20 protein-coding genes are annotated in these 24811 nt (G+C 61.5%); 5 read left to right on the forward strand and 15 right to left on the reverse strand.

All coding sequences use genetic code 11. The features are described from left to right. Nucleotides 1–112: 112 nt before the first annotated feature. The 9 genes from VMH22_11990 to VMH22_12030 all read right to left on the reverse strand — a co-directional run bounded on the left by VMH22_11990 (nucleotide 113) and on the right by VMH22_12030 (nucleotide 12683). Nucleotides 113–3115, reverse strand: a complete 3003-nt coding sequence (locus tag VMH22_11990; GenBank protein ID HTW92413.1) for a type I restriction endonuclease subunit R — start codon at nucleotides 3113–3115, stop codon at nucleotides 113–115. A 300-nt stretch (nucleotides 3116–3415) separates the two neighbouring features. After that, nucleotides 3416–3841 (reverse strand): hypothetical protein, encoded by a 426-nt coding sequence (locus tag VMH22_11995; GenBank protein HTW92414.1) that lies wholly within the window; start codon nucleotides 3839–3841, stop codon nucleotides 3416–3418. Between the two features lie 41 nt (nucleotides 3842–3882). After that, a complete protein-coding gene (locus VMH22_12000) occupies nucleotides 3883–5073 on the reverse strand; it encodes an RNA-binding domain-containing protein (protein ID HTW92415.1) in 1191 nt (396 codons plus the stop codon). A 96-nt stretch (nucleotides 5074–5169) separates the two neighbouring features. Then, nucleotides 5170–6621 (reverse strand): type I restriction endonuclease subunit S, encoded by a 1452-nt coding sequence (locus tag VMH22_12005; protein ID HTW92416.1) that lies wholly within the window; start codon nucleotides 6619–6621, stop codon nucleotides 5170–5172. Between the two features lie 6 nt (nucleotides 6622–6627). Next, nucleotides 6628–7566 (reverse strand): restriction endonuclease, encoded by a 939-nt coding sequence (locus VMH22_12010; GenBank protein ID HTW92417.1) that lies wholly within the window; start codon nucleotides 7564–7566, stop codon nucleotides 6628–6630. A 117-nt stretch (nucleotides 7567–7683) separates the two neighbouring features. Beyond that, the gene (locus VMH22_12015; GenBank protein HTW92418.1) at nucleotides 7684–9807 is read right to left on the reverse strand and encodes a class I SAM-dependent DNA methyltransferase; all 2124 of its coding nucleotides are present in this window, start codon (nucleotides 9805–9807) and stop codon (nucleotides 7684–7686) included. 162 nt (nucleotides 9808–9969) lie between these two features. Next, on the reverse strand, nucleotides 9970–10422 hold the full coding sequence (locus tag VMH22_12020; GenBank protein ID HTW92419.1) for a hypothetical protein: 453 nt from the start codon (nucleotides 10420–10422) through the stop codon (nucleotides 9970–9972). Further along, nucleotides 10419–10979: a type II toxin-antitoxin system HicB family antitoxin gene (locus VMH22_12025; protein ID HTW92420.1), complete on the reverse strand. Its 561-nt coding sequence runs from the start codon at nucleotides 10977–10979 to the stop codon at nucleotides 10419–10421. Before VMH22_12025 ends, VMH22_12020 begins: the two co-directional genes overlap by 4 nt. Nucleotides 10980–12080: 1101 nt before the next feature. Further along, complete coding sequence (locus VMH22_12030; protein ID HTW92421.1) at nucleotides 12081–12683, reverse strand: ORF6N domain-containing protein; 603 nt, start codon at nucleotides 12681–12683, stop codon at nucleotides 12081–12083. Between the two features lie 288 nt (nucleotides 12684–12971). On the opposite strand from VMH22_12030, the gene VMH22_12035 reads away from it, so the two are divergent. The 4 genes from VMH22_12035 (at nucleotide 12972) to VMH22_12050 (ending at nucleotide 17442) form a co-directional block, all read left to right on the forward strand. Then, nucleotides 12972–13283, forward strand: coding sequence for a type II toxin-antitoxin system RelE/ParE family toxin (locus VMH22_12035; GenBank protein HTW92422.1), 312 nt, complete (start codon nucleotides 12972–12974; stop codon nucleotides 13281–13283). After that, nucleotides 13261–13584, forward strand: coding sequence for a type II toxin-antitoxin system Phd/YefM family antitoxin (locus VMH22_12040; protein HTW92423.1), 324 nt, complete (start codon nucleotides 13261–13263; stop codon nucleotides 13582–13584). Before VMH22_12035 ends, VMH22_12040 begins: the two co-directional genes overlap by 23 nt. 371 nt (nucleotides 13585–13955) lie before the next feature. Beyond that, on the forward strand, nucleotides 13956–14963 hold the full coding sequence (locus VMH22_12045; GenBank protein HTW92424.1) for a Fic family protein: 1008 nt from the start codon (nucleotides 13956–13958) through the stop codon (nucleotides 14961–14963). 961 nt (nucleotides 14964–15924) lie between these two features. Further along, the gene (locus tag VMH22_12050; GenBank protein HTW92425.1) at nucleotides 15925–17442 is read left to right on the forward strand and encodes a nitroreductase family protein; all 1518 of its coding nucleotides are present in this window, start codon (nucleotides 15925–15927) and stop codon (nucleotides 17440–17442) included. Between the two features lie 90 nt (nucleotides 17443–17532). On the opposite strand, the gene VMH22_12055 is transcribed toward VMH22_12050, so the two are convergent. The 4 genes from VMH22_12055 to VMH22_12070 are packed head-to-tail and all read right to left on the reverse strand — an operon-like array spanning nucleotide 17533 to nucleotide 22638. Next, nucleotides 17533–19296 carry a phospholipid carrier-dependent glycosyltransferase gene (locus VMH22_12055; protein ID HTW92426.1) on the reverse strand — a complete coding sequence of 588 codons (1764 nt, stop codon included), beginning with the start codon at nucleotides 19294–19296 and terminating at the stop codon, nucleotides 17533–17535. 18 nt (nucleotides 19297–19314) lie between these two features. Then, nucleotides 19315–20964, reverse strand: coding sequence for a hypothetical protein (locus VMH22_12060; GenBank protein ID HTW92427.1), 1650 nt, complete (start codon nucleotides 20962–20964; stop codon nucleotides 19315–19317). After that, a complete protein-coding gene (locus VMH22_12065) occupies nucleotides 20945–21472 on the reverse strand; it encodes a gamma carbonic anhydrase family protein (protein HTW92428.1) in 528 nt (175 codons plus the stop codon). The genes VMH22_12060 and VMH22_12065 overlap by 20 nt, the downstream gene beginning before the upstream one ends. Further along, the gene (locus tag VMH22_12070) at nucleotides 21469–22638 is read right to left on the reverse strand and encodes a hypothetical protein (GenBank protein HTW92429.1); all 1170 of its coding nucleotides are present in this window, start codon (nucleotides 22636–22638) and stop codon (nucleotides 21469–21471) included. Before VMH22_12070 ends, VMH22_12065 begins: the two co-directional genes overlap by 4 nt. A 273-nt stretch (nucleotides 22639–22911) precedes the next feature. On the opposite strand from VMH22_12070, the gene VMH22_12075 reads away from it, so the two are divergent. Then, nucleotides 22912–23988, forward strand: coding sequence for a radical SAM protein (locus VMH22_12075; protein ID HTW92430.1), 1077 nt, complete (start codon nucleotides 22912–22914; stop codon nucleotides 23986–23988). A gap of 179 nt (nucleotides 23989–24167) precedes the next feature. Here the strand turns inward: VMH22_12075 and VMH22_12080 are convergent, their stop codons facing one another. Continuing rightward, entirely contained in the window at nucleotides 24168–24497 is a 330-nt protein-coding gene (locus VMH22_12080) for a type II toxin-antitoxin system PemK/MazF family toxin (protein HTW92431.1), read from the reverse strand. 3 nt (nucleotides 24498–24500) lie between these two features. Further along, nucleotides 24501–24719: a hypothetical protein gene (locus VMH22_12085; protein HTW92432.1), complete on the reverse strand. Its 219-nt coding sequence runs from the start codon at nucleotides 24717–24719 to the stop codon at nucleotides 24501–24503. Nucleotides 24720–24811 lie beyond the last annotated feature (92 nt).

Here is a 24811-nt window from a genome sequence, read left to right on the forward strand (position 1 = left end):
GGAAGAAACCGAGTCATGGGCGGATTCTAGAGAGGGCTGGCGGGCGAGTCAAATTCGAGGCCGCGCGTCAGGAATCGCCGGTTGCGTCGCCGGGGACTTGTCCGATGCCCAGCTAGGCTGCGTCCTCTTTGTAGGTCAGGCCGAAAACGGTGTCGGCCAGCCACTTGCGGAAGTCGTCGTTGTCGCTGTACTGCTTGAACAGCTCGGTGTGGTCGGACAGAAGCTCAACCAGCACCCGCTTCAGGGCTTTGTCGTGCTCGATGCGGGCGTTCTGCTTATCCGAGTTCTTCATTGCATTCTGATACGCCTTATCCGCGCTGACTTTGGCCGGAATCTCCTGTGCTATGACGGCCCGAATCTTGTCGGCGTCCTTCCAGTCGATGTTGCCGAAGAGGTCGTTGAATGCCTTGAGGATGTTACTCAACTTGTCCATCTCCGGTTCAGGCTTGTGTCCGCCCTGTTCGACTGGAACCGGGCCGACTTCGCCATCTTGGTCAGGCAGTGCAATGGTCCGCGTCGACTGCATCTCCGCCCTGTAGCTGTCCATATCAACGGCATCGAGGATACCCTTGGCCAGGTCTTCTTCCTCGGGCGCCGGCAGCTTCGGTATCAGGAAGTTCAGGAATATCGACAGCTTCTCCCACGAAGCATTGGTATAGGGTAGCACGGTTGCCAGAAATGCGTAGGTGCGGACGAAGCTTTTAGCTCCGCCCTTGAAGCCAACCTGCCCGTCCTCATCCAGGTTCAGCTTGTACACGGCGACGCAGGCATCGAGAATCGGGTCGAGCCGGTCGCGCTCAGCCCCGCCAAGGTACAGCTTCACCAAGTCTTCAACCTGGCTCCAATCATAGACCTGAGCTGCATCCAGCTTTGCCTTCAGATCGTGCAGCTTGTTGGGATCGGTTTCCTCGCTCAGAATCGTCGTCCGGTAGTAGGGCGCGAAGTCGCGCTGGATTCCCTCGGTGGTGTTTGTGAAGTCGAGCACAAACGTGTCGTACTTGCCGGGCATCGCCCGGTTCAAACGCGAGAGGGTCTGAACCGACTTCACGCCCGACAGAATCTTGTCCACGTACATCGTGTGCAGCAGCGGCTCGTCATAGCCGGTCTGGAACTTCTCGGCGCAGACCAGTAACCGGTACGGGTCTTCGCGGAACCGCTCGGCAATCTGACTTCCGGGGGATCCGTTCATGGATGTCTCGCTCAACTTCGCACCCTTGAATTCGTGCTCTCCCGAGAATGCGACCAGAGCCTTGAACGGCAGTTTCATCTCGCTGATGTAGCCGGCTATTGCCTGGTAGTACTCGATCGCCCGCACGATGCTGCCCGTGACAACCATCCCCCTTGCCTGCCCGCTTATCTTGTGCCGTGAGTATACCTGGTTCAGGAAGTGGTCGACGATGATCTCGGCCTTCTTCTCGATGGCATGCTCGTGGGTTTCGATGTAGCGCCTGAGCTTCTTTGCGGCCTTCCTCACGTCGTACTCGGGGTCGTCCGGCACGGTCTTCACCAAACGGTAGTAGTTGTTCACCGGCGTGTAGCCCTTGAGCACGTCGAGGATGAAGCCCTCCTGTATCGCCTGCTTCATTGTGTAGCTGTGGAACGGCCGGTGCTTGACCTCCTCGCCCTCGGCGTATGGCACGCCAAACATCTCAAGAGTCTTATTCTTGGGCGTGGCCGTGAAGGCGAAGTAGCTGGCATTGGAGAGCATCCGGCGCGATTCGATGATGCGGTTGATGGTATCTTCGTACGTCTCCTCTTCCGGTTCCTCGCCCTCGGGCGAGAGCGCGATGTTCATCTTGGCCGAGGTCCGACCGCCCTGGCTGGAGTGGGCTTCATCAATGATGATGGCGAACCGGCGGTTGCGATGCTCGCTGCCGATTTCCTCCAACACGAACGGAAACTTCTGCACCGTGGTGATGATTATCTTCTTGCCCGATTCGATGAACTGGCGCAACTGCTGCGAACCTTCGGTCACAGCGCCTACGATCGCAGACACCTGCGCGAACTGCCTTATCGTGTCGCGTATCTGCTTGTCGAGCAGACGGCGGTCAGTGACCACGATGGTGGAGTCGAAAGCCGGCTTCCCCTCCCGCTCCAGGCCGACAAGTTGGTGGGCCAGCCAGGCAATCGAGTTCGACTTGCCCGAGCCCGCCGAATGCTGAACCAAGTAGCGCTTGCCGACGCTGTCCGCCAGAGCGGCCGCCAGCAGCTTGCGCACCACATCCAACTGGTGGTATCGCGGGAAGATCTGCTTGCGCTTCTTCCGGCCAGTCCTTTCATCTTTCTCCTCGACTACCTGTGCGTAGTTCTCAATGATGTTGGTCAGGCCCTCGCGCGTCAGCGCCTCTTCCCAGAGATAGGCAGTCTTAAGCCCGTTCGGGTTGGGCGGGTTGCCGGCTCCGTCGTTCCAGCCCTTGTTGAACGGGAGGAACCACGAGGCCTCGCCCTTCAGGTGCGTACACATCATCACCTGCTGGTCGTCCACCGCGAAGTGCACCAGACACCGGCTGAACTCAAACAGCAATTCATGCGGGTTCCGGTCGCGCTGGTACTGCACGACGGCATCGTCCACGGTCTGTTTGGTCAGGCTGTTCTTCAGCTCGAATGTCGCTATCGGCAGGCCATTGATGAACAGACATAGGTCGAGCGCGCGCTGCGTCTCGTCGCGGCTGTAGCGCAACTGGCGCGTGACGCTGAAGACATTGGACTCAAACAGCCTCACTGCCTCTCTGTTGCCCAGTGACGGAGTGCCGTAGAACAGGTTCACCGAAGCAGGACCGTGCTGGATGCCCTTGCGCAAGACATCGATGACGCCGCGCCTGGCGACCTCCCCGCGCAGCCGGTCAAGGAACTTCAGCCGGTTCGGGCCATCCTCAGCCAGACCCAGCGTCTCAACCGCCTTGGGCTGGGTTGCGTTCAGGAACTCCAGCAAGCGAACAAGGTCAACCGCGTGCTCGCGGTCATAGTGCGCAGGGTCGCCCTGCACATACCCAGTCCCGCCGATGGTGCCGACCTCGGTAGCAACCAGTTCCCCGCCGGCGTTATCCATGCGCCGGCCAGTCATGGCCGCGACAATCAGGCTCTCGAGGCCCTTTTCGCTGGTATCGGTAGGCATTAGTACCTCACCATCAAGTGACCATCAAGTAGAGCTAGTTCAAACCAATGCGTTGACTCATAGACACTCATGGCCATAGACATGCTTCTACAGACTGCCGCCGTCAGGATGAGTATCAAGTTCTGCGTCTGGCTTCGACTAGAGTCGCCATCCACTAATCCGGCCTCGCTCAGTCGGGATTGCGTTACCGAATTGCATCCGAATTGCATCCAGAGCACTCGCGCTCGTGGATTGGCTATATGCCGTAACATCCTAAAGCAAGATGACTTACCGAATCGCGGCTGGGCCGCCGTACATGGGTCATTGCCGTCCGGATTGCTGTTCGATTGCATCTGGGTCCGGACCAATGAACCACCGTCCGGATCTGGTCTTGCCCCGGCAATGAACGCGGTTCTCGGCCTTCAACTCGCGGAGCAATGTCTGCATTTGGGCGCGCGACAGGCTCGGGTCATTCAGCGCGCCGAGCAACTCGCGGAGCGGGCTGCCCTGCCCCTTGAAGGCCTCCAGATGCTGTAGTACCAGCTCCTTCAACCGCGCCCGGTCCAGTCCCCGACGCCTTGTGTAGCCGGCCTTATCACCCATTGCCGCGTAGAGCTTCCTTGCCAACAGGTACTTCATGCCCCGGGCGCGTCCTGTAGTCTCAACCAACCCCATCTCCCTGAGTCCGGCCAGGCGCGGTGCCAGGTTTGCGGGAACCACCTCGCCGCGGCGCAGAAGGTCGAGCACCAACAGATCCTCCGTCTGGAACGAACGCACACGTTCAGCGCCTACACGTTCCAGAAACCGTAGGAATCCCTCGTCCTGCACTGCACCCTGAAGCGTAAGCATGACCTGGTGCTCGTCGGTGCCGTTGAAGTCGGGCAGAGGCTTACTCTCGCGGATGGCAGTCTCGTACATAACGTTGGCCCTTGCCCAGAACGTTCGACCAGGCCGCACTTCGCGAGCACCTCGGCAATGCGTCGGTTGCGTGGACTCTGCCTGTAGAGGATGTTGTCGCGGGTGATGCCGCTGGGAAACCCGCCCGGGCTGACTACTTCCAGTCGCCGTGGGTATTGTCGCACAAACACCGACTCGGCCATTCGGTAGTCGCGATGACTCACGGCGTTTAGCAGTGCCTCGCGTACCACGCGCTCGCTGAACGTCGGAATGTCCCAGATGAACAGCCCGTCTTGGAAGTGCTGGCTGTCGTTACGCAGGTTGATGGTCTTCCACAACTCGTCATCGAACGAGAAGAACCCCTGTCTGTATTCCTTCCTGTCCTGCGCAGGCCCGGTCGCATCGCTGGAACGATACTCGAAGACAATCTCCGCTTGAGCAAGGTCCCGCCCGAGGGCCATGCGAGTACCCAGCAGGATCAACGCCGCGTAGGTCACGCGTCCGTCCACCAGAAGCTCCGCGTCCGACAGAAGCTGCCCAGTGGACATGCCAAGCAGGTCGGCGCGTCCCGACTTCCGGTTCCACCGCTCGCGCAGTCGCTCGATGGCAACCTGGTCGAGCGCGTCCAGCGTCGCCCCGGGGCATATCTCTGCCGAGAAATCCGGCCCGGTCTCATCGAAGATGCGCCGCAGCATGTCTTCCGTCATGGCGGTCAGGCTATCACCTGAGCGCATCCAGTAGACACCGTCGTACCGCAACGGTACGCCGATCGGCCGGGACGGTACATCGAACACGACCACCCGTCCGTGTGGGTGCTGAACCTCGACGCCGTCAATCCGCAGGTGCAGTATCTGAGTCAGGTCGCACCTGCGGTGCTCCAAGTCGCGGAAAGCATCAGTACCGACCACGCGGCGCGGCTTGAGGTTCGTAACACCAAGGATGAGCTTGCCGCCACGCTCGTTGGCCAGGGCGCAGCAGTACTTCCGCAGTTTCTCGATGTTGAAGTCGTGCTCGGCCTTCTTGAACTCAAGATGCTCGTCTTCCTCCGTCAGAAGCAACTCGTTCAACTGCTCAGCGGTCATCTACTTCATCTCCGCATACAGCCGCCCGTTCGCAGTTCTCCGGATTCACCAACGTCTCCGCATCCTCGTGGAGGATGTCCCCGCTAGTGAACTCCATCACTCCTCGCCCTCCGCATCATGGCTTGCGAGAGCTTCCTCGTTCGCCTCCTCCAATTCCTCCGGCGCTTCCGCCTCCGGTTCCTCAACTTCCTCCGTCTCATCCGGCAGATTCGTGGCGGCTTCGCGCACGTCCAGTTTGCCTGTCACCACGTCCGCCACAAGCCGAGTCCGGTACTCGCGTAGAAGGAGCACCTCAGCCTCCACTCGGGCTATTGCGGCATCCAGCGCAGCGGTCTGTGCCGCTATGTGCTCAAGCAAGCTCTTCTGTTCCGCAATCCCCGGCAGCAGAATCGGAAACGCGCGCAAGGTTGTGCTGTTTGTAGAGGCGAGATTCGTGGTCTGCTTAGCTGTCAGTTGGAAGTAGGCACGCCCATGCATGGACACCATGAGGCCTTCAAGGAACTCGGGAATCATGATGTCCTGTCTGCAACGGACGGCGAAAATGTGATTCTGGTGCAGGCAGTTCGGAATCTCGTCATGCCACACACAACCGCGGCCGAGCTCGTCGATGTCTCCTCCCTCGGTCATCAGAACGTCTCCAGCACGCAGCGTCGCGCCGGATGCCTCTTTCACAGGGACGCTGATGTGCTTGATATGTCCGAGGTCAAGGCGGCCGGCTTGAACGTTAGCCACGCGGAGGTAGGGTCGTGACTCAATGGTGACTCCTTCGTAGCGCTTCCCAAGTGTTAGTCCGGTCTGCACGGTCGCCGCGTCTTTGAGCCGAGCAATTCTCCAATGCTCAGGTATGCCTCCCAGCCAAGCGACCCCGGACGGTTTGTACTTTGGATACGGCTTCCCAGTGCGGACGTCAATCTGACCGGTCACGGCCTGGTGGATAATGGCTTGCTTCTGCTCGTTCAGCCGCGCAATCAGCCTCTGCTTCGCCCGGATGTACTTCCGAATCCGCCGGTCAACGTGGTCAAGGTAGCGCACGATGGCGGATTGCTCCGCCAGAGGCGGTTTGCACGATACGATCATCCTGAAGTGCTCGGGCCTGAGGCTCCACATATCTGACGTGATGCCGTAGGACCAACGTTCCGCCTCCTTGGCGAAAACCGGAGTTCGCATGAGGTAGTGGAAATAGCGCGGACTCGATCCCTCGCGCGGGCGCTGCACGACGTATGCAGGGCTAACGATTCCACGTAGGTCGGACACTCCGACCGCACCTTGCCATGCCCGCATCTTGTTGTAAGCGATGTCTCCGGGACGAACGAGCTTGTAGGCGGACTTGTCCAGATTCGAGCCGTCCTTCTTCGAGCTATCTGCCAGCAATGCTTGCTGACGAATCACGCCCCTCGTGATAGTCACGGACAGCATCGGTTCGTCTGGATGGTCGCGCTCTTTGACTTCGGCGAAGAGGGCGCGGTTAGGCAACACATCCCAATGCTCCGGCACGTCTCCCAGCCACGGCACGCCGGAAGGCTTGTAGGATGGGTAGGGTGTTTTCAAGCCTGTTTATTTCGCTATCGGAACGCCATACTGAAGAAGCAGGCTTTCAAGGTGCCGACCATCGATGAGCCTGACCATTTTCATCTCGGGGCGGTTGGCCTCCTTGATGGCCCCCGCGCTGAACTCCCCAGACGTAACAACCATGCACTCGGCCGGGCCTGCGGCCCCTCTGATCTTCTGTATATCTGGAGCCTGCACTTTGGCCTTCCAGTGCTTCACCTGCACTTTGACGGCGACCGTGCCGCCCGAATCCAGCGGACGGTGTCCCTCGACATCTACTCCGCGGTCGTGCGTCGCTGGGGTCACGACGACGCGATCGTAGCCAACTGCCGAAAGGAGATCTCCCACCAGTTGTTCAAGTTGCGTTGGCGACAGGCTGCGCAATCCGGCCGGAGCCATTGGTGTGGCAGGAGCGCCTGCCTGTGAAGCTGGGCTGGGCGTGGACATGCCGACCAAACCCACTGCTCCCCCGGCAAGACGCACGAACCGGGGTTTCTCGCCGCGCGCGACGCGGTCTCGGGTGTCCTGATAGACGCGCCCAAGAACCATGTTCTCAAACTTCCCGCTCCGCGAGGAGAACAGCTTCTGGCTGGTGATCTCTGCAGCCAACTCCTTCGCCGTCATAGGATGTCCAACGGACCGCAACACATGTTCTACGGCACCGAGTATCTTCATCGGCCCGCGTGGCACGGTCGTGACCGCCTCCCTGTCGGCAGGCTGCTCTGACGCCAGCCTGAACAAGCCGCCTCGTGAGCCGTGCCGAAAGCGCGAGGCGGAACCATTGCTCTTCGTGTCCGCGCATAGCCTCGACCCCACGACATGCCCGAAGTCCTTGGCGGTTGGCAGAAAGAGCTTCTGCGACACAATCCTCTTGGCGATCTCTCGGTAGTGCAGCTCGACTCGCGCTTGGGACAGCACTTCGTGGGCCGCGTCTAGAATCTCCATTGCGTTGCCTCCTTCGTCATCTCCGCAATCTCTTCCTCCGCTTTCGGGCTTCGTCTAGCTCATGGGGCGGCGGGCCAGCGTACATTGAGACCGTGCCTGCAAAGAACCGGCGCGGCGTCACTCCAACGCCTCCTTGAGCAATCCTTCGGTCTCCTTCTCCAGTGCCGCGATGTCGGCCTTGATCTCTTCAAGAGTCCGAAGCGGCTGGGGCTTGTAGAAGTAGCGGTTGAAGCTGATTTCGTAGCCAATCTTGGTCTTGGATTCGTCTATCCAGGCGTCCTTGGCATAAGGCAGGACCTGGCGTTGGATGAAGGCTTCGATGCCACCGTCTTCAAGCAAAGGCACTTGCTCGGTGTCGCGTAGCTCCGTATCCGGTTCGTACTCGACGGCATACTGCCTGCCGACAACCATGGCCTCGAACAGACCGCGCAGAGGATCCACCTTCGTCTTGAAGAGCGGGTACGCCTTCTTGACGACAGGCACCCCGTTCTCATCGCGCTCAGCCAGGTTGTTCTTGAGCAGGTTCTCTCGCTTCACGGGGAAGTAGAAATCTTCCTTCAGTGCTGCCTTGCGTGCTTCTGTCAGGAAGGCATTGAAGTCCATGTGCGGCCCTGAGCCGAGTGATTCGGCCAGCTTGTCGGCAAAGGCAGGCAGATCCTCGTCCTTGGCCTTGGCGCAGGCAAACTTGAGCCGCGCTCGGCTGGCGTGGTTGAACTCGACCTTGAGCCTCAGCGGACGCTCGACCGTGACCTTCCAGTAGCCGAAGGCCTCGTTCGGAAAGACCTTGGACTGCTCGGTCTCTTTGAACTCAAGGAAGGTGTCGGCGATCCGCCTGATGTCAGCATCCGAGAGCCGGCAGTTCTTCTTGCCGAGGTTCTTTCGCAGAGGCTCGAACCACTGGGTCGCATCGATAAGCTGAACCTTGCCTTTGCGATGCTCGGGTTTGCGGTTGGAGAGGAGCCAGATGTAAGTGGCGATACCGGTGTTGTAGAAGATGTTGAGTGGGAGCGCGATTATCGCTTCCAGCCAGTCGTTCTCGATTATCCAACGCCGGATGTTACTCTCGCCCTGTCCCGCGTCGCCGGTGAAGAGCGACGAACCGTTATGGACCTCGGCGATGCGGCTGCCGAGCCTGGTGCCGACCTTCATCTTGCTGAGCATATTGGCAAGGAACATCATCTGGCCATCGCTGGAACGGGTCACGAGCGAATACTCCGGGTCGCCTGCGTGAGTGATGATGAATCGCGGGTCCTTGATGCTGTCCTTGCCGCCCATCTTCTCCATGTCGTTCTTCCAGCTCTTGCCGTAGGGCGGGTTGGAGAGCATGAAATCGAACTTCAGGCTGGCAAACCCGTCATGGGAAAGCGTGGACCCAAAGACGAAGTTGTCGGCCTCTTCACCCTCGCCCTTGAGCACCAGGTCTGCCTTGCTGATGGCATAGGTCTCGGGTTCGACTTCCTGACCGTAGAGGTGAATCGAGGGGTCCTTGCCGTGGTCCTTGGCCATATCGAGCAGACGTTGCTCGGACACGGTTAGCATCCCACCGGTCCCGCACGCGCCATCGTACACGAGGTACGCGCCGGACACGACCTTGTCCGCCACCGGCTTAAGCACAAGGTCGGCCATGAGCGTTACAATGTCGCGGGGCGTGAAGTGCTCGCCTGCTTCTTCGTTGTTCTCTTCGTTGAACCGGCGGATGAGTTCCTCGAAGATGGTGCCCATGCCGTGGTTGTCGAGTCCGGGCAGGCGCTCAGAGCCGTCACTGTTCAGCGCAGGCTTGGGGCTGAGGTTGATGGACGGGTCGAGGAACTTCTCAATCAGGCCGCCGAGGATGTCGGCTTCCACCAGAGTCGGCACCTGGTTGCGGAACTTGAACTTCTCGATTATCTCCTGGACGTTAGGCGAGAAGCCGTCGAGGTACGCCTCGAAGTCGGCCTTGAGTGTCTGCGCCCGGCCACGGGAGCGCAAGTCGCGAAGCATGAACGCAGAGGCGTTGTAGAACGACTGCCCGGCTGCCTGTCGCAGCGGCGCTTCCTGGCTGGAGATCTTCGACTTGTCGAGGCGATCCTTCATGTCGAGCACGGCCTTCTTGGTTGGCTCCAGCACGGCATCCAGCCGCCTGATGACCGTCATCGGCAGGATGACGTCGCGGTACTTGCCGCGTTTGTAATAGTCGCGGAGCACGTCATCGGCGATGCCCCAGATGAAGTTGGCAATCCAGTCCAGTTGTGTCGGTTCCATCACGAACCCTCTTTCTTACCGATAGGCCAGTCAATCACGCGGAGGTTATAGCCGGAAAGCTCGCCGCAGTCAGGCGCGTGCCGTAGAACCTAGCAGTCGTCAGTGCCGCCGGGAGCGGCAGGGCTGTCGCTCTGTGGCAGATTCGTCGATTAGGCGTCCTCGCTAGCGACGTACCACCGGGAGGACAAGCGGCGGAAGGCCCATGCGCACGACAGTGCTTTGTACGTACTCGCGGAAGTATGGCCAAGTGTTCAGGGGGAGGTTGTTCGTGCAGAAGATCTGGAAGTAGTCCTTGGTCATCGGCTTTGCGACTCGGTATACGACCTCGAATGTGCAGCTGATTCGCAGTAGAGGTATCTTGGGTTCATCCTTGTACGCCGCCATGAAAACGCAGGTCTGAATAACCTTGCATGTTGCCTCGCCCTCCATCTGGAATGAGACTTTGTCTTCGATCCCCAGGTCCATCTCACGTTTGAAGTCGACTTTGTCTACGAGAAGCTCTGCGGATAGGGCCCGAGCCGCGATGTTCAGCAGATCGAGCCCCCGAATGAACTCGGCATACTCCCTGGGGCTTACTTTCGGGCGTGCGGGCCGCTTGACCGCGGTTGCACTCATATTGCCGCCTTCCTGTGGAAACTTATGTTGCCGGGGTCAGGGAGTGCGAACTCGCTGCCCCCGCATGATACACCGGCCAAACCCCTGAGCTGCTTGCGGGCGTTCCATGGATCACGAAGCACTATCTCTTCGAGGTCATCTCTCAAACGGTCAGCGGTGGACAGAGTTCTGGACAGACGAACGTCAAGCGCGTGCGTCACTACGCCCTGAGCGAGTACGACAGCCACAAACTGGTTTAGACTCGTTCCTTGCTCCTCTGCCTGTCTCGCAAGCTGGCGATGCAGAGCGGCCGGCAGGCGAACGACGAACTTGCCCGAGAATTCCCTTGCTTCCTCGGGCAGTGGTATCTCGATGTTTGACTGGTAGGCTTCCTCCAGCCAGAGTTCTCGCGCTTCCTTGATGTTGGCCATTGCCTCCTCTAGTGTTTCGCCTTGAGTCATACAGCCGGGCAGGTCCGGCACTGACACGAAGTACCCGCCTTCCTCCTGCTCATGCACCTGCACGGGATACTTCAGGTTCACGTAGTAGGCCAAGTCCTTCTCATTCCTGCGGTTCATCTGTTGCCTCCAGGTCCAGCGTCGTGATAATGTCCTTTAAGTACGATTTCTTGTAGGATTTGCTGTGTGTGGCCAAGACGAGCCGGCGACCATTATCGCCCCAAATCTCGTGACTGCCTTTTGTTCTTCGCAGAGTCCATCCAAAGTGTTTGAGTATCGCTCGTACGTCTTGGCATGCCATCTCGGCAGGCCTCGAAAGAAGTCGAGCGACGAGCTTCTTGACGCTGGACAACGTCCCATGATACTACCCTTAGTATTAGATGTCAACATCGGAGTTGTGGATTCGTGTGGGCCCGCCATGAAATGGCCGGCTAGCCAGGTCCGCTGGTTTGGACACCTTCGCTGATCACGTGGAGTGTACCAGAGTGGTGTAGTGCCTTAGCCCGCAAGTTGAGCGGAAGCATTGGGCCTGGGGGCTAGCCTCTTCGGAACTCCAGGCAGGACATCTTGCCCAATGCTATGCGCCTCCGCCGGCCGCTGCGGAAGCACGATGGTCGACGTTGGCGGCTCTCGGTCACCCCCCCCTGCCCGAAGCCTGCAACCTGCGTTTGAGGTTTGCATTTCGCAGTTATCCACGCGCTTCCGGTACAACAGCAATTATTAGCAAAAGAACCTGTTGCTGCTGTTGGGATGTGGATAATGTGGATAACTCACAATTTCTACCATTAGTAGTATCAACCACTGTACACTACCACTAGTGGTTGATTATCCACATAGTTATCCACATCCTGTCCACATTCATCCACCATTTGGCCATTCCGGCCAGATACCACCTATTGTATCCACCGAGTTATCCACACCACTACAGATAGGTGTTGACATTGGAGTCCTGTCCGGCATTGTTGGTTAATGACCGATGAGAAATCCGTTTCAGACACCGGGCTATTCCCCGGGCAGTCCCGGGGCCTGCCCCCTAGCGAAGGCATGGGAGAAATCAGAATTCAGAGACCAGAAACCAGAATTCAGAATGCCCGGCCGGGGAAGTTCGAATAGGAAACCACGGATGGACACAGATGAACACGGATACGGCATCGGATAGAGCTGAATTCAGAGACCAGAAACCAGAATTCAGATACGCTGACGAAGAGCCAGGATGGCGGTTCAGCGCCTGCGTCGGCGCCGATCGCGAGCGACGAAGTCCGAGCCTGAGCCGGTGTGGCCGGGTTTGTCGTCGTCGGTGATGAATCCGATACGTTTCTTCCTTGGCGCAGGCGGCAGCATGAGCTGTTTGATAGTGGCAAAGACCACCTGGAAGTTCCGGTCGTGCGTGGCCAGCTTGCGTTCAAGTTCGGCGAGCTTGATGGCGAGCTGTCGCTGGTCGGCCAGCATGCGACGCATTCGTATGAACGCCCTCACCACAAAGACGCTGACATCGACCGCCCGTTTGGATCGCAGGACGCTCGCGAGCATGACAGTTCCATGTTCCGTGAATGCGTAGGGGCGACTTGACGAGTGCCTGAGCGCCACCAACCGGTCGCATTTTGCGACCAGTTCATCCTTCTCATCGAGTGTCAACTCGAACATGAAACCTTCGGGGAATCGTTCCCGGTTGCGCCGGACTTGTTCCTTCAGTCGGCGGGTCGTGACGCCGTAGACTTCGGCCAGGTCGACGTCCAGCATGACACGTTCGCCACGTATCTCCAGAATGGCACTGTCTATTCGCTCGGCGGGGATGAGGTATCCGGAGTCTTTGGGCGCGGTCACGGGCCTAGGATACCGGCGAAGGGTGCTGAGTCAAGGCGCGGCGCGGGAATTCCCGGCGACGCAATAGGCGATTCCCGCAGAAGGGGGTCCAGGATTCAAGGATCCGAGGAATCTAGTGGCGGGTGGCGGGCACCGGATGGTTCAGAAGTCAGAAACCAAAACGCGAGACGGGGAACAATCCAGAATCCAGAAACCAGAATTCAGAGTTGCCCAGGAAAGGAATCGAGAGATCGAGGGAGAGGGTGCGCGGCTTGCCATCGGAGAGAATCTGGCTATCATCTGGCCAGAATGAAGTACCGGGTCGCATTCGCGCCCGAAGCCCTCGATGATTACCGCCGCCTCTCGGCCCGAACCAGGGCCGAAGTCAGGGATGCCATCAACCGGCACCTGCTGCACCAGCCGACCCGGTTGAGCCGAAGCAGTATCAAGCGGCTGCGTGGGACCCGGAAGCCGCAATACCGCCTGCGCGTCGGGGACGTGCGCGTCTTCTACGACGTGCGAGAGGATGAGGTGGTGGTGCTGGCTGTTGTTGAGAAATCGCGCGCTGCGGAATGGCTTGAGAAGACTGGAGAATTCGATGAAGAGAGTAGCGCTGGCTGAGGTAAAGGACCACCTTTCCGAGTATCTGAACGAGGCGGCAGAGGAGGAAGTCGTCATCACCCGACATGGCCGTCCGGCCGGTGTGCTCATCGGCTTCGCCGGCGAGGACGACTGGTTCGACTACCGGCTGGAGAACGATCCGCGGTTTGTCGCACGGATCGCGAGGGCGCGGGGTAGTGCCCGGGCCGGGAAGGCCATTCCGTGGGAGGACGTGCAAGCGGGCGCGGAGTCGGCCTCGGGCGGGTTCAGCGTTTCAGACCGGCCGGCCACACGTTCACCCAGGCGGCGAAGCCGCACTTAGCAGCCGGGCGCTGGCCGCGAGACACTGTCCTTCGTACGTCGTCCATCGTTCTTCGTCCTGAGTCTACTGTCCACAGTCCATAGTCCGTCCGTCTCCTCGTCCTTCGTCTGAGCTCTCTGCGTCATCTGCGCAATCTGCGGTTAGTCTTCTCCGGCCTGGCGGTTAATCCATTTTCGATTGACGATTGCCGATTTCAGATTGCCGGACCGGTATCCGAAGCGGAGAGCGGTCGGCGGACTGCTTGACTGATAACTTGACTAATACACGCGGCTGCGCCGCGAGTTTCCAGTGACCAGTTTGCAGGTGGCGGCTGCGGACCGCGACTTGACCAATAACTTGACTAATACTTGACTGATTATTAGACTTGTCCGATGACATTTGAGCCGAAGTTCACGGTTTCGGCCCGACTGCTGACGCTGGTCGAGGAGGTTGCGGCGCTACGCCAGCAGGTGGTCTCTTCGGCCGTGCAGGTGGCGTGGATTCCCCGGCTGCAGCAGGAGGCACGGGTGCGCAATACGCACAGCTCGACCGCCATCGAGGGCAATCCGTTGACCCAGGCCCAGGTCCGGGCGCTGGCTGAGGGCCGCGAGGTCCCGGCGATCGCGGACCGGTCCCGGCAGGAGGTGCTGAACTACTTCGCCGGGCTGCGGTTGATCGAGACGCACGCGAAGAAGAAGACGGTCACGCGCCGAGACGTGCTGCGGTTGCACGCGATTGCGGCGCACGGCGTGATGGACCAGGGACAATCGGGCGAGTTCCGCCGGATCCAGGTCTGGGTCGGCGGGCACGTGCCGCCTCCGCCGGAGCGGGTGGAGGAACTCATGGCCGCGCTCCTGGATTGGTGGAACGGGCCGGCGCGTAAGCTGTCTTCGGTCATTTCCTCCGCGGTCCTTCACTATCGGTTCGAGGAGATCCATCCGTTCGGCGACGGCAACGGCCGGGTCGGACGGCTGCTGGCTTTGTGGGAACTCTACCGGCGGGGTTTCGACACCCACCATATCTTCGCGGTTGACGAGTACTACTGGCATGACCGTCCGCGCTACTATCGGCAGTTGGCGGACGTGCGCAAGCACGGCGGCAATCTGACCGGCTGGCTTGAGTACACGGCCGAAGGTCTGCTTAAGGCGCTCGGCAATGCGCGGGACCGGATTCAGGCGATCTCGGCTGAGTCCGGGAGCGAGCCGATTCTGCTCCGTCCGAGGCAGGAGCAGTTGCTGCGCATGTTGCGCGACGAGGGACAGCTGGCCCCGCGCCGGATATGGGAAGGGCTGGGCGTCTCCCGGCAGGGCGCGATGGACCTGCTGCGACCGCTGCTTGCGGCCGGGCTGGTGAAGCGCATCGGCACGAGGAAGTCGGGCAAGTACACGCTGGCGCAGTAGGCGCGTCGCCGAAACGCGGGCACGGGACAGGTATTCACCACCAAGACGCGAAGGATCGGACAATTCAGAAACCAGAGACAAGAATGCGGGAGTGGTAGAAGAGGGGTCGAGGAGTCGAGGAGTCGAGGGATCCAGTGGCGGGCACCCGATAGTCCAGAAATCAGAAACCAAAACGCGAGACGGGGAACAATCCAGAATTCAGAATCCAGAGACCAGAATTCAGAAGTGGTAGAAGAGGGGTCGGGGGTTCAAGTGGTCTAGTGGTCCAGTGGATGAGTTCGGATCAGGCAGGCGTCGGAAGCGGGAGAGAAGAAGGGATCGAGGGATAGAGTGGCGGCCACCGGACAACTCAGAAGTCAGAATTCAGAGACCAGAAACCAGAATTCAGAATTGCGGGCGGAACTGCAAGACATCCGAACGCAGTAGTCCACTGCCTTGGCGAGCTTGGAGGTTGTTCTGGCTGCGGACGGCGGCCTGCTTGACTGATAACTTGACTAATACTTGACTAATACAAACAGGGGTCCAGGATTCGAGGTTGGCCGCGGCGGCCCCTGTCGGACAGCGCTGCCCGGCAATCGGTGTAATCTGTGAAATCGGTGGATGTCCCTTCCTTGTCCGCCCGTCTCCTCGTCCCCCGTCCTTCGTCTGAGCTATCTGCGACATCTGCGTCATCTGCGGTTTACCCACTCTGTGCCCTTGTGTTGGACTCCCATGCCGGATTCCGGCGACTGTCTCCCCAGACCCGAGAGTGAAGGCACGAAAGAACGCATCAAACCCGAAGTCCGAAGCTCGAAGCCCGATTCAAGTGCGAAATCGGGCCTTTTGCACTTCGGGTTTCAATCGTCATTCTACCTTCGAGCTTCGAGCTTGGTACAAAAGTGTCTCCCCGGCCATCTATTTCGAATTCAGGGTGTCTGCGGCGGCTTGACTGAGGTGGAGAGGCCGGTAGGCTTTAAGGAGTATGTTCGGAGCCCTGTGCGCGGTAGTGTTTGCCGTGGTGTTCTCCGCACCGCTGCCTGTCTCGGGCCAGGCGGAGAGCCTGCCCGCGCCGGTCCGGCACGGTTATTCGTTCGAGCAGCTCTCCAATAGCCGGTACTCGGTCCACGCCGGGTTCGACGATTCGCTGCCGGCTCAGGTGATGGCCAACGTCCTGTGGGCGATGAGCCGGGCGCCGCGCGCGGGCAGCGAGTACCGTGAGTTCTACGTGGCCACGCCGGAGAATGTGTATCGGTACGACCCTTCGAATCTTCTCCTGACGCTGTACCGCGCCGGGGACCACCGCTACAATTCCGGCTCGGCGTTCGAGGTCGGTGTCGCCGCCGGCCGGCCGGAGGAGACCGGCATGGCGATTCAGGCCGGGCTGCTCGCCGGAACCGCGTTCCGGAGAATGACGAATGACGAAGGTCGAACGTCGAATGGCGGACAATCAGCAATCAACGTGGTGAGCTGCCCGATGGAGTGGGCGGCAGACCACGCCGCGGCCGATTGGAATCCCGCCCACCCGATTCGGATGGTGAACGTGTTCGGCAGCGCCCCGGCGGCACCGCTGGATACCGTCTGCGTGGCCCGGTCAACGGACTCGAGCCTGCCGCTGCCGCACGTGGTCGGGCCCGATACGTTCGAGGCAGTGGTCGCCGACCTGGGTCAGGATTCTTCGTTCAGCCCGGTTGAGCTTTCACAGGAGAACCTGTCGCAGCTCTGCTGGGCCGCCTACGGAGTGACCCCGCACGCCACCTACAATCGCCGGCAGGGGCTGACCGTGCCGAGCGCGATGGCCGACTATTATCTCACGGACCGCATCTATGTGGTCGGGCAGGACGAGGTGGGCCGGTATCATAACCGGCTCGCCGACACCGAAGTGACGACGCGCGACCACCGGCTGGAGCCGGTGACTATAGGCGACCGCCGGCCGCAGTTGCGGGCAGCCTCGACCCGGATTCCCGGAAGCGCGCCGACCTATTTCGTGGTCTGCGTGCCGGATACAACATCGGAATCGGCCTTGATGGAGGCGGGGTTTGCCGGGTTCCAGTTGCTCGCGCAGGCAAGGGCGCTCGGACTTGCCGGGTGTCTCGTGGTGCCGCTCAGCCGGGCCGAGCGGAGGGACATTGTCACGGCGCTCCAACTGCCCGACGGCCACGTTCCGGCGCTGGTCTTCGCGGTCGGCGAAGCCGGAGCCGGCGCAGCGCAGCGCGGTCCGGCGGCCGGGGTCGTCACCATCGTCCGGGCGCAGTCGGCGATGCGCCAAAGCAGCCTGCAGGTCGAGTACCGGCTGAGCCAGGCCGGGCAGGTAAGGGCCCAGGTCTACGACATGCTCGGTCGGCCGGTCAGGCTGCTCGTGAATGAGCAGCAGTCATCCGGCTATCACACGGTAGTCTGGGACGGGACCGGCGAAGACGGCGCGCGGCAGAAGCGCGGCACGTATCTGCTCGTCATCATCTCCGGCGGAACCGTCGCGCAGCACAAAGTCAACATCGGCTAGCGGCAAGACCCGCCGCGCCGGAAGAGTGAATAGTGAAGTCAGAACAGTGAAACCCGGATCCGTCTTTCACCCTTCACCCTCTTCTGTTTACTATTCCCGGCCGTAGGCCGGGGTCGGTCGGCTGACCTGCGTCCCCTGCACGACACTGAGGACGTAGAACTTGGGCGGCGACGTGGTGAAGAGCAGCGACCACAGACCTGGGTTGTCATGGAGCACGGGCATGAGCAACATGGGAGTGGTTCGGGTCCACTGGAAGTTGTCGGCCAAGACGTACTGGCACCGCCGGAGGGATAACTTGATCTTTGCGCTGTCCGTCGTGATGGGGTAGCAGTAGGATTGCCGGCCGGAGAGGAGATAGACGAATTCGGGCTTGCGGGCCATCACCACCGCGTCTGCGGGCGTTTGCGCCTTGATCCAGTCAATAGCCTCAAAGTAGCGGCGCCAGTCCACTTCGTAGCCGGAGCAGCGATCACCCCGCAGGTATCCGAGGTTGTCGCTCACCGCCTTGCCGGCCAGCGAGGCCATGTGAACCGTATTGGCAAGCACAAGCGCCCCGATGAATGCGGGCGCGAACCGTCTCCAGCCCAGCTTCGCCCCGAGCCAATCCAACCCGTAGAACAGGAAAACGATGACCAGCGGCAGGAAGGGCAAGAGAAGCCGTTCACTCACCCAGATATTGGGCCAGCAGAGGAGCAGCGGCGCGGCGAAGACCGCACAGGACTGGAGTGCGCCGACCCGTCCGACAGGGGCCTTTGAGGCCAACTGTCCGACAGGGGTCTGCGAGGCCGGCTTTCTGAAGCTGCGGAGGAACCCGATTGCCGCCAGCAGGGACAGGATAATGCCGGAGATGATCTCGTACCAGGAGTCGTCGCGGGTAGGAAAGAGCATTCGGGGGATGACTGTTGCCGCATAGTCGCGCAGGTTCTGCCACACCCGCAGCGCCCAGTCGGAGATGCCGGCACGTCCCTGTTCAAGCGAATAGGGCTGCCTGGCCAGCAACTGTTCAAGGTAGGGCTGCGTGTGGCCGGCCCCGGTGTTGTGGAGCTGCCAGGGAAGGGTCGCGGCGGCAAAGAGCAGCACGAGCAGGACAAGCTCGCGGTATCGGCGGCGCACGAGAAAAAAGAGGAGCACGCCGAGAACTACCGCCACACCCGCCGTCCGTATGAAGCTGGCTGCGACCGCCAGCCCGCAGGCTCCCACCCGCAGGCGGACCGCCGTTGCCCTTGACCGCTGGTCCGCAAGCACGAGGCAGTACAGGGCCGCCACCGTAGCGAGGAGGAATGGCATCTCGGACAGGACCCAGTGGTTGTTCTCGACCAGTGCGGGCACTGAGGCAAACAACGCCATTATCGGCCAGGCCCTTTTCGGGAAGGTGAGCTCGCAAAGGCGATAGATGAAGAACATCGCCCCGATACCGGTGAGGACGACGAAGAGCTTCGCGGCCAGAACGTTGACGCCGCCGCAAAGTAGTGTGATGCCCGCGAGTATGACCGGGAATCCGGGTGGGTACTGGGTGTGCACGGGCGCGCCCGGCAGGTACAAGTCCCGATAGCCGTTGCCCCCGGCCAGCGACTTGCCGAGTATCAGGTAGATAGCGTTGTCGCCGAACGTCCCAAGCTTGGGGTCAAACAGCAGGATCGACAACACCACGTAGAGGCCGAGCAGTGCGGGCAGGAGGAAGCGGCCAGGGTCGGCGGTCCGACGTCGCCCGGCGAGTGAGGCTCCGGACTGCCCGCTGTCGGCTGTCCGGGCGTGACGTCCGTGCTTCGTATCGCCAGGCTTTCTGGTCCCCGAAGCTCTGCCTGAGGAGTATCCGGGTCCGGGCAGCCTGCTGGTCGGCGTTGCGGCAGTCATGGCCGGTTTCTTCGGGGGTCAGCGGCCCGCTGACGTCGGTTGGCTTACGGCCGGCGCGCCAGGTTTGACACTGAGGACGTAGAATTCGGGCGGCGGAGTGGAGAAGATCAGCGACCAGAGGCCCTGGTTTTCCTGGAGCACGGGGCTGAGCAGCATGGGAGTGGTCTCGGTCCACCGGAAGTTGTCGGCGAGGACGTACTGGGACCGCTCGATGGCGGACTTGACCTTCGCGTGGTCGGGCGTGATGGGGTAGCAGAAGGAGCGCCGGCCGGAGAGGAGATAGACGAATTCGGGCTTGCGCGCCATCACGACCGCGTCCGGAGGCGTCTGTAACTTGATCCACTCAATGGCTTCGAAGTAGCGGCGCCAGTCTTCCGGATAGCCGGAGTACCGGTCGCCGCGCAGGTAGCCGAGGTTGTCCCTGACGGCTTTGTGCGCGAGCGAGGTCATCTGGACCGTGTTGGCGAAGACGAGCACGCCGACGACCGTGGCGCCGAGCCAGCGCCACCGGAGTCTGGCCCCGAACCATTCCACACCCTGGAAAAAGAAGATGACGATCAGCGGCAGGAAAGGTAGCAGAAAACGTTCGGACGCCCAGGTGTTGGGCCAGCCGAGCAGCAGCGGTATGGCGCAGAGTGCGCAGGCCGTGAGCGGTCCAAGCTGTCCGGGCCCCCTCGCCGCCATCCGCCGGACCGCGCGCCCGAACCCGACCGCGGACACGAGCGATACGATGATGCCGCAGACGACCTCGTAGTTGCTCCCCTCGTAAGTCGGGCAGAGCAGGCGCGGCACGGCCCGGCTCGAGTAGTCTCGCAGGTTCAGCCAGATGCGCGACGCCCAGTCACCGAAACCGGCGCGGCCCAGTTCCAGAAAGTAGGGGTGCTTGGCCAGCAGCTGCTCAAGGTAGGGCTGGCCGCGCCCGGCCCGCGCGTTGAGGACCTGCCAGGGAACGACCGTGGCGGCGAACAGGAGCAGCAGGATGACGAGGTCGCGGTACTGGCGGCGTACCAGGAACAGAAGCAGCAGGCTGAGCACCACCGCCAGTCCCGCCGTCCGGATGTAGCACGCTGCCACTGCCAGTCCTCCGGCCAGAATCCGCAGCCGGGCCGCGGTCGCTTTCGGCCGTACCTCGGCCAGCACCAGGCAGTACAGGGCCGCAAAAGTAGCGAGCATGAACGGAAGCTCGGAGAGTACCCAGTGGTTGTTCACGACGAACGCGGGCATCGAGGCGAAAACGGCCATGATCGGCCAGGCTTTCTCCTGGAAGGTGAGCCGGCAGAGGCGGTAGATGAAGAACATCGCCCCCACGCCGGTGAGGAGGACGAAGAGCTTCGCGAACAGCACGGTGGTCGGGGTGGCCCCGGTCGGGCTGTGCCTACCCCCGGTGAGGAGCGTGATGCCGGCCAGCATCAGCGGGAATCCGGGCGGGTACTGGGTGTGTACCGGCGCGTCCGGCAGGTAAAGGTCCCGGTAGCCCTTGCCCGCGGCCAGCGACTTGCCGAGCGTCAGGTAGATGGCGTTATCGCCGAAGGTCGCCGGCTTGGGGTCGAACAAGAGGAGCGAGAACACCACGTAGATTCCCAGCAGCAACGGCAGGAAAAGGCGATGGTGGCCGGCGACGGCGGTCTGAGTGCGCCGCCCGGTCCCGTCAGGTCGTTTGCTGCCCAAGACTCTGTCTTAGATAGAACTGAGCTCGGGCCGCGTAGTCGGTCGCGTTGCGGCGGATGCGTTCGGTCTCGTCGGGAGTAAGCGGCCGCTTGACCACGGCCGGCACCCCGGCCACGAGCGAGCCGTCCGGCACCTCGAAGTCCTCGCGAACAACGGCGCCGGCGGCGACGATGCAGTTCCGGCCGACCTTGGAACGGTTCAGCAGTATTGCGCCCATCCCGATAATGCAGTCGTCGCCGACGGTCGCGCCGTGGATGATGGCGCGATGGCCCACCACGACCCGCTTGCCGATGACGGTGGGCGTGTTGTAGTCAACGTGGACCATCGAGAGGTCCTGCACGTTCGTCTCTTCGCCCACGGTTATCGGGGCCATGTCGCCGCGCAGGACGGTGTTGAACCAGACGCTTGCGCCGCGGCCGAGCGAAACCTGGCCGATAATCGTCGCGCTGGGAGCCACGAAGCAGGTCGGGTCGACCTGCGGAGTCCAGTCCTGAAGCTTGATGATCATCTGCCCGGAGGCCATGATGCCGCGGCCGGACGGGCAATGCGGCAGACCAGGACGTCGTTCGTCTTGTTCTTGACGTTGGCGACTACGTATGCGTCGCCGTTGACGACCAGGTCGACGCCTTCCGCATCCGAGCCGGCAGCGTACTGCCGTTCCCAGACCGACAACGCCGTGGGTTTGTACTGGAACACGAGCAGCTTGCCCGGCTCCTGCTTGCCGGCTACCGGCCTGCCGGCGTAGAGCTTGCCGCAGACGAAGACGTCTGCGTCCCTGGTGACGAAGATGCCTTTGCCGGTCGCCTGCGCCTGAGCGCCGTAGGCGGCCTTTCTTATCGCGCCGCCGGCAGCGTCATACTCGAGTATCACGCAGCGTACCGAGTCGCCGACGGCCGCGGTCGCGGTCGCGAGGATGTTCCCGAACGGGTCGAAGACAATGTCCCCGGGCTCGTCGTCGCCGCCCGAGTCGTAGCGCCTGGACCAGAGCGTGTCACCATCCGGTTTCAACATCATGAGGGTGACGTCCGCGCCGGCCGCGTTGTCGCTGCGCAGCCCGACCAGCGCGAGGTTGCCCTTCGGGTCGCAGTCAATGCGAGCGGCGACGTCGTTGTGGCTCTGGTCGTAGTTCCTGACCCAGTCGGTCCGGCCGTCGCTCCTTTCGAGTTCGGCGACCATGTAGTCGGTGTTCGTGTCGGAGCCGGCCGCGCCGCAGACTGCAATCTTGTCCCCGGGGACCGGGCAGATGCCCATACCCCAGGTTCTGTCGCCGACGCTCAGCGCCTTCTGCCAGGCGATATTGCCGTCCGGGGCGTAGCGGCAGACCAGGCAGAGCTGCTTGCCATCCACGCGTGTGCGTCCCACGGCGTATAGGTGTCCGAGGCTGTCGCACCAGAGGTCCTGGCATTCCGCCCACGCCGAGCCCTTGTAGTTCTGCGTCCAGACTTCCTGGCCGTTCTTGTCCAGCTTGGTAACATACCAGCCGGCGTGGTCCGAGCCACCCGGCTTGGTGGCGATGAAGCTGACGTAGTAATTGGAGCCATCACTGGCGATGGCGGTGGCGGTTTCATCTCCGCCGAGGTCGATCAGTTTCTGCCAGACCACGACGTTCTGACCGCAGCCCAAGAGCACGAGCGCAAGCAGGGCTGCCGTCACGACGCGCACTGCCGTCTTCATGGGATTCCTCCTGGTAAGCATGCCTGCCGGTCTATCATCACACTCTGATATTGCCAAATAACCGGAGGGATTCAAGGACATGCGCGCGCAGGAAAAGGCCGAAGCTTGAATACCGAGGCTCGATTGAAGCTAGAATGGAGGCAAATGACGAAGTCGGATCCCAGTCTTCGAGCTTCGGGTTTTGCCCTCACTCAATCGTCATTCGAACTTCGCACTTCGAGCTTTGCCCTGCCTTTGCCTTCCGGCTTCACCTGAGGTATTATCCGACTCCACATGGCCACGGACTTCCTGGGTCGATTCGATAGCCAGGTCGCGCGGGTATTCAAGTACGCGGCGCGCGCGGCGTGGAATAACCCGAAGCAGGCGCTTTTCTTCGCCCGCACCCAGGCCGCCCAGGCGCGCTCGGCCCGGCGGCGCGACAAGCAGCGCGAGCGCGGCATTCAGGTGCCGCCGCTCGTCATCGCCAGCATCACCAGCCGCTGCAACCTCCACTGCCGCGGGTGCTATGCTCGAGCCCGGCACGGCTCGCGCCGGCCCGAGCTCACCGACCAGCAGTGGGCCGACCTTTTCTCGCAGGCGCAGAAGCTGGGTGTCTCGGTCATAATGCTCGCGGGCGGCGAACCGCTCCTGAAGCCGCAAATCCTCGATGTCACGCGCCAGTTCCCGGACATCACATTCCCGCTCTTCACCAACGGGCTGCTGCAGGACGATGCGATTGTCGCCCGGTTCCGAGGCCAGCCGCAGGTCATCCCGGTGTTGAGCATTGAGGGCTGGGAACCGGAAACCGACACGCGGCGGGGCAGCGGCGTGTTTGAGTCCGTGGCTGCTGCCGCCGGGAAGCTGCGGGCCGCCGGGCTCTTCTTCGGGGTGTCGCTCACGGTCACGCGCCGGAATTTCGAGGCTGTGACGGCCGAAGGACTGGTCCAAGCGCTCATCGGGAACGGGTGCAGCCTGTTCATCTTCGTCGAGTACACGCCGGCCGAGCCAGGCACTGAAGACCTGACGCTCCTGCCCGCACAGCGGCAGCAACTGGTCGAGTTCTCCGAAGGGATGCAGGTGCGGTCGCGTCCGGTATTCATCGTGTTCCCGGGAGACGAAGAGCAGTTCGGCGGCTGCCTGGCCGCGGGGCGTGGCTTCGTCCACGTCGGGCCGGACGGCAGTCTTGAGCCTTGCCCGTTCGCGCCCTATTCGGACACGAACGTGACCGACATGCCGCTCGAACAGGCGCTCGCGTCCGGCCTGCTCAAAGCGATTCGCGACAACCACGACGAACTGAAGGAAACCCGCGGCGGCTGCGCCCTGTGGCGCAGGCGGGAGTGGGTACAGAGCCTTGCACAGACCAGAAAGTAGAGTTGCAGAGGCCGGAACATTGCCGCAAAGGCACAAAGACACGAAGTCAAGAGGAGCGGCGAAGGCGGAAGCTGGAAGGCAGAGAAGAGGAAAAGGGGAGTGGATTGGGACATGAGGGAGCGGGTGAGCGTGACGGGCTTCGGCCTGTGTCCCGAGAGTGAAGAAGTACCGGGACCGGGCTAGAGGTTTCTGCAGACCTGCCGGAGGGTCAGGACAACAAGCGACCAGTCGCTGGGAGTGAGTCGCCCCAGCTTCCGATCAACGATTTTCCGCGGCAGCGTGGCGACCGTGTGAAGACGGACGACCGACGGGACGAGTAATCCGGCCACGTGCCATTCTTCCAGCGTGACGTCCTGCGGGGTGTTCGAGAGCTGTCCGGTGACTCGCGCGACCACGATGTCGTCGCCGCCGGTGTCCAGTATCACCATCGCCGGCCGCCGTTTGGGATTGGGTGTGTCGAAGAAGGGAACCCGCAGGAGGACGATGTCGCCCGCCGCGTATTGTGCCATGGCTTAGTGTTGGTCGTACACCGCATCCGCCGCGGCGTAGCCGGCAAGGAACTGTTCGGAGGTCAGTTCGTCCCACGCGGCCAGTTCGTCCGCGTCAGGGGTTTCGGGCATCAGGACCAGCAGTCTTGCCGTCTTGTCCGCGGCCAGCAGCCGGCGCAGCCGCTCGGGCAGTTCGACCTGGCCCTCGGGTGTAACCTTGGCTGAGAATGCGTAGGCCTTCATGTATCCTCGTAATAGTATGCTGCTGATGGAGGCAGGAGTCAACCTCAGCACGGTCAGACTCTGTAGTCCCGGTCGCCGGACTCGGGCTCGGA

This window comes from bacterium, assembly GCA_035505375.1.
GTDB lineage: Bacteria > Hydrothermota > Tepidihabitantia > Tepidihabitantales > Tepidihabitantaceae > UBA2258.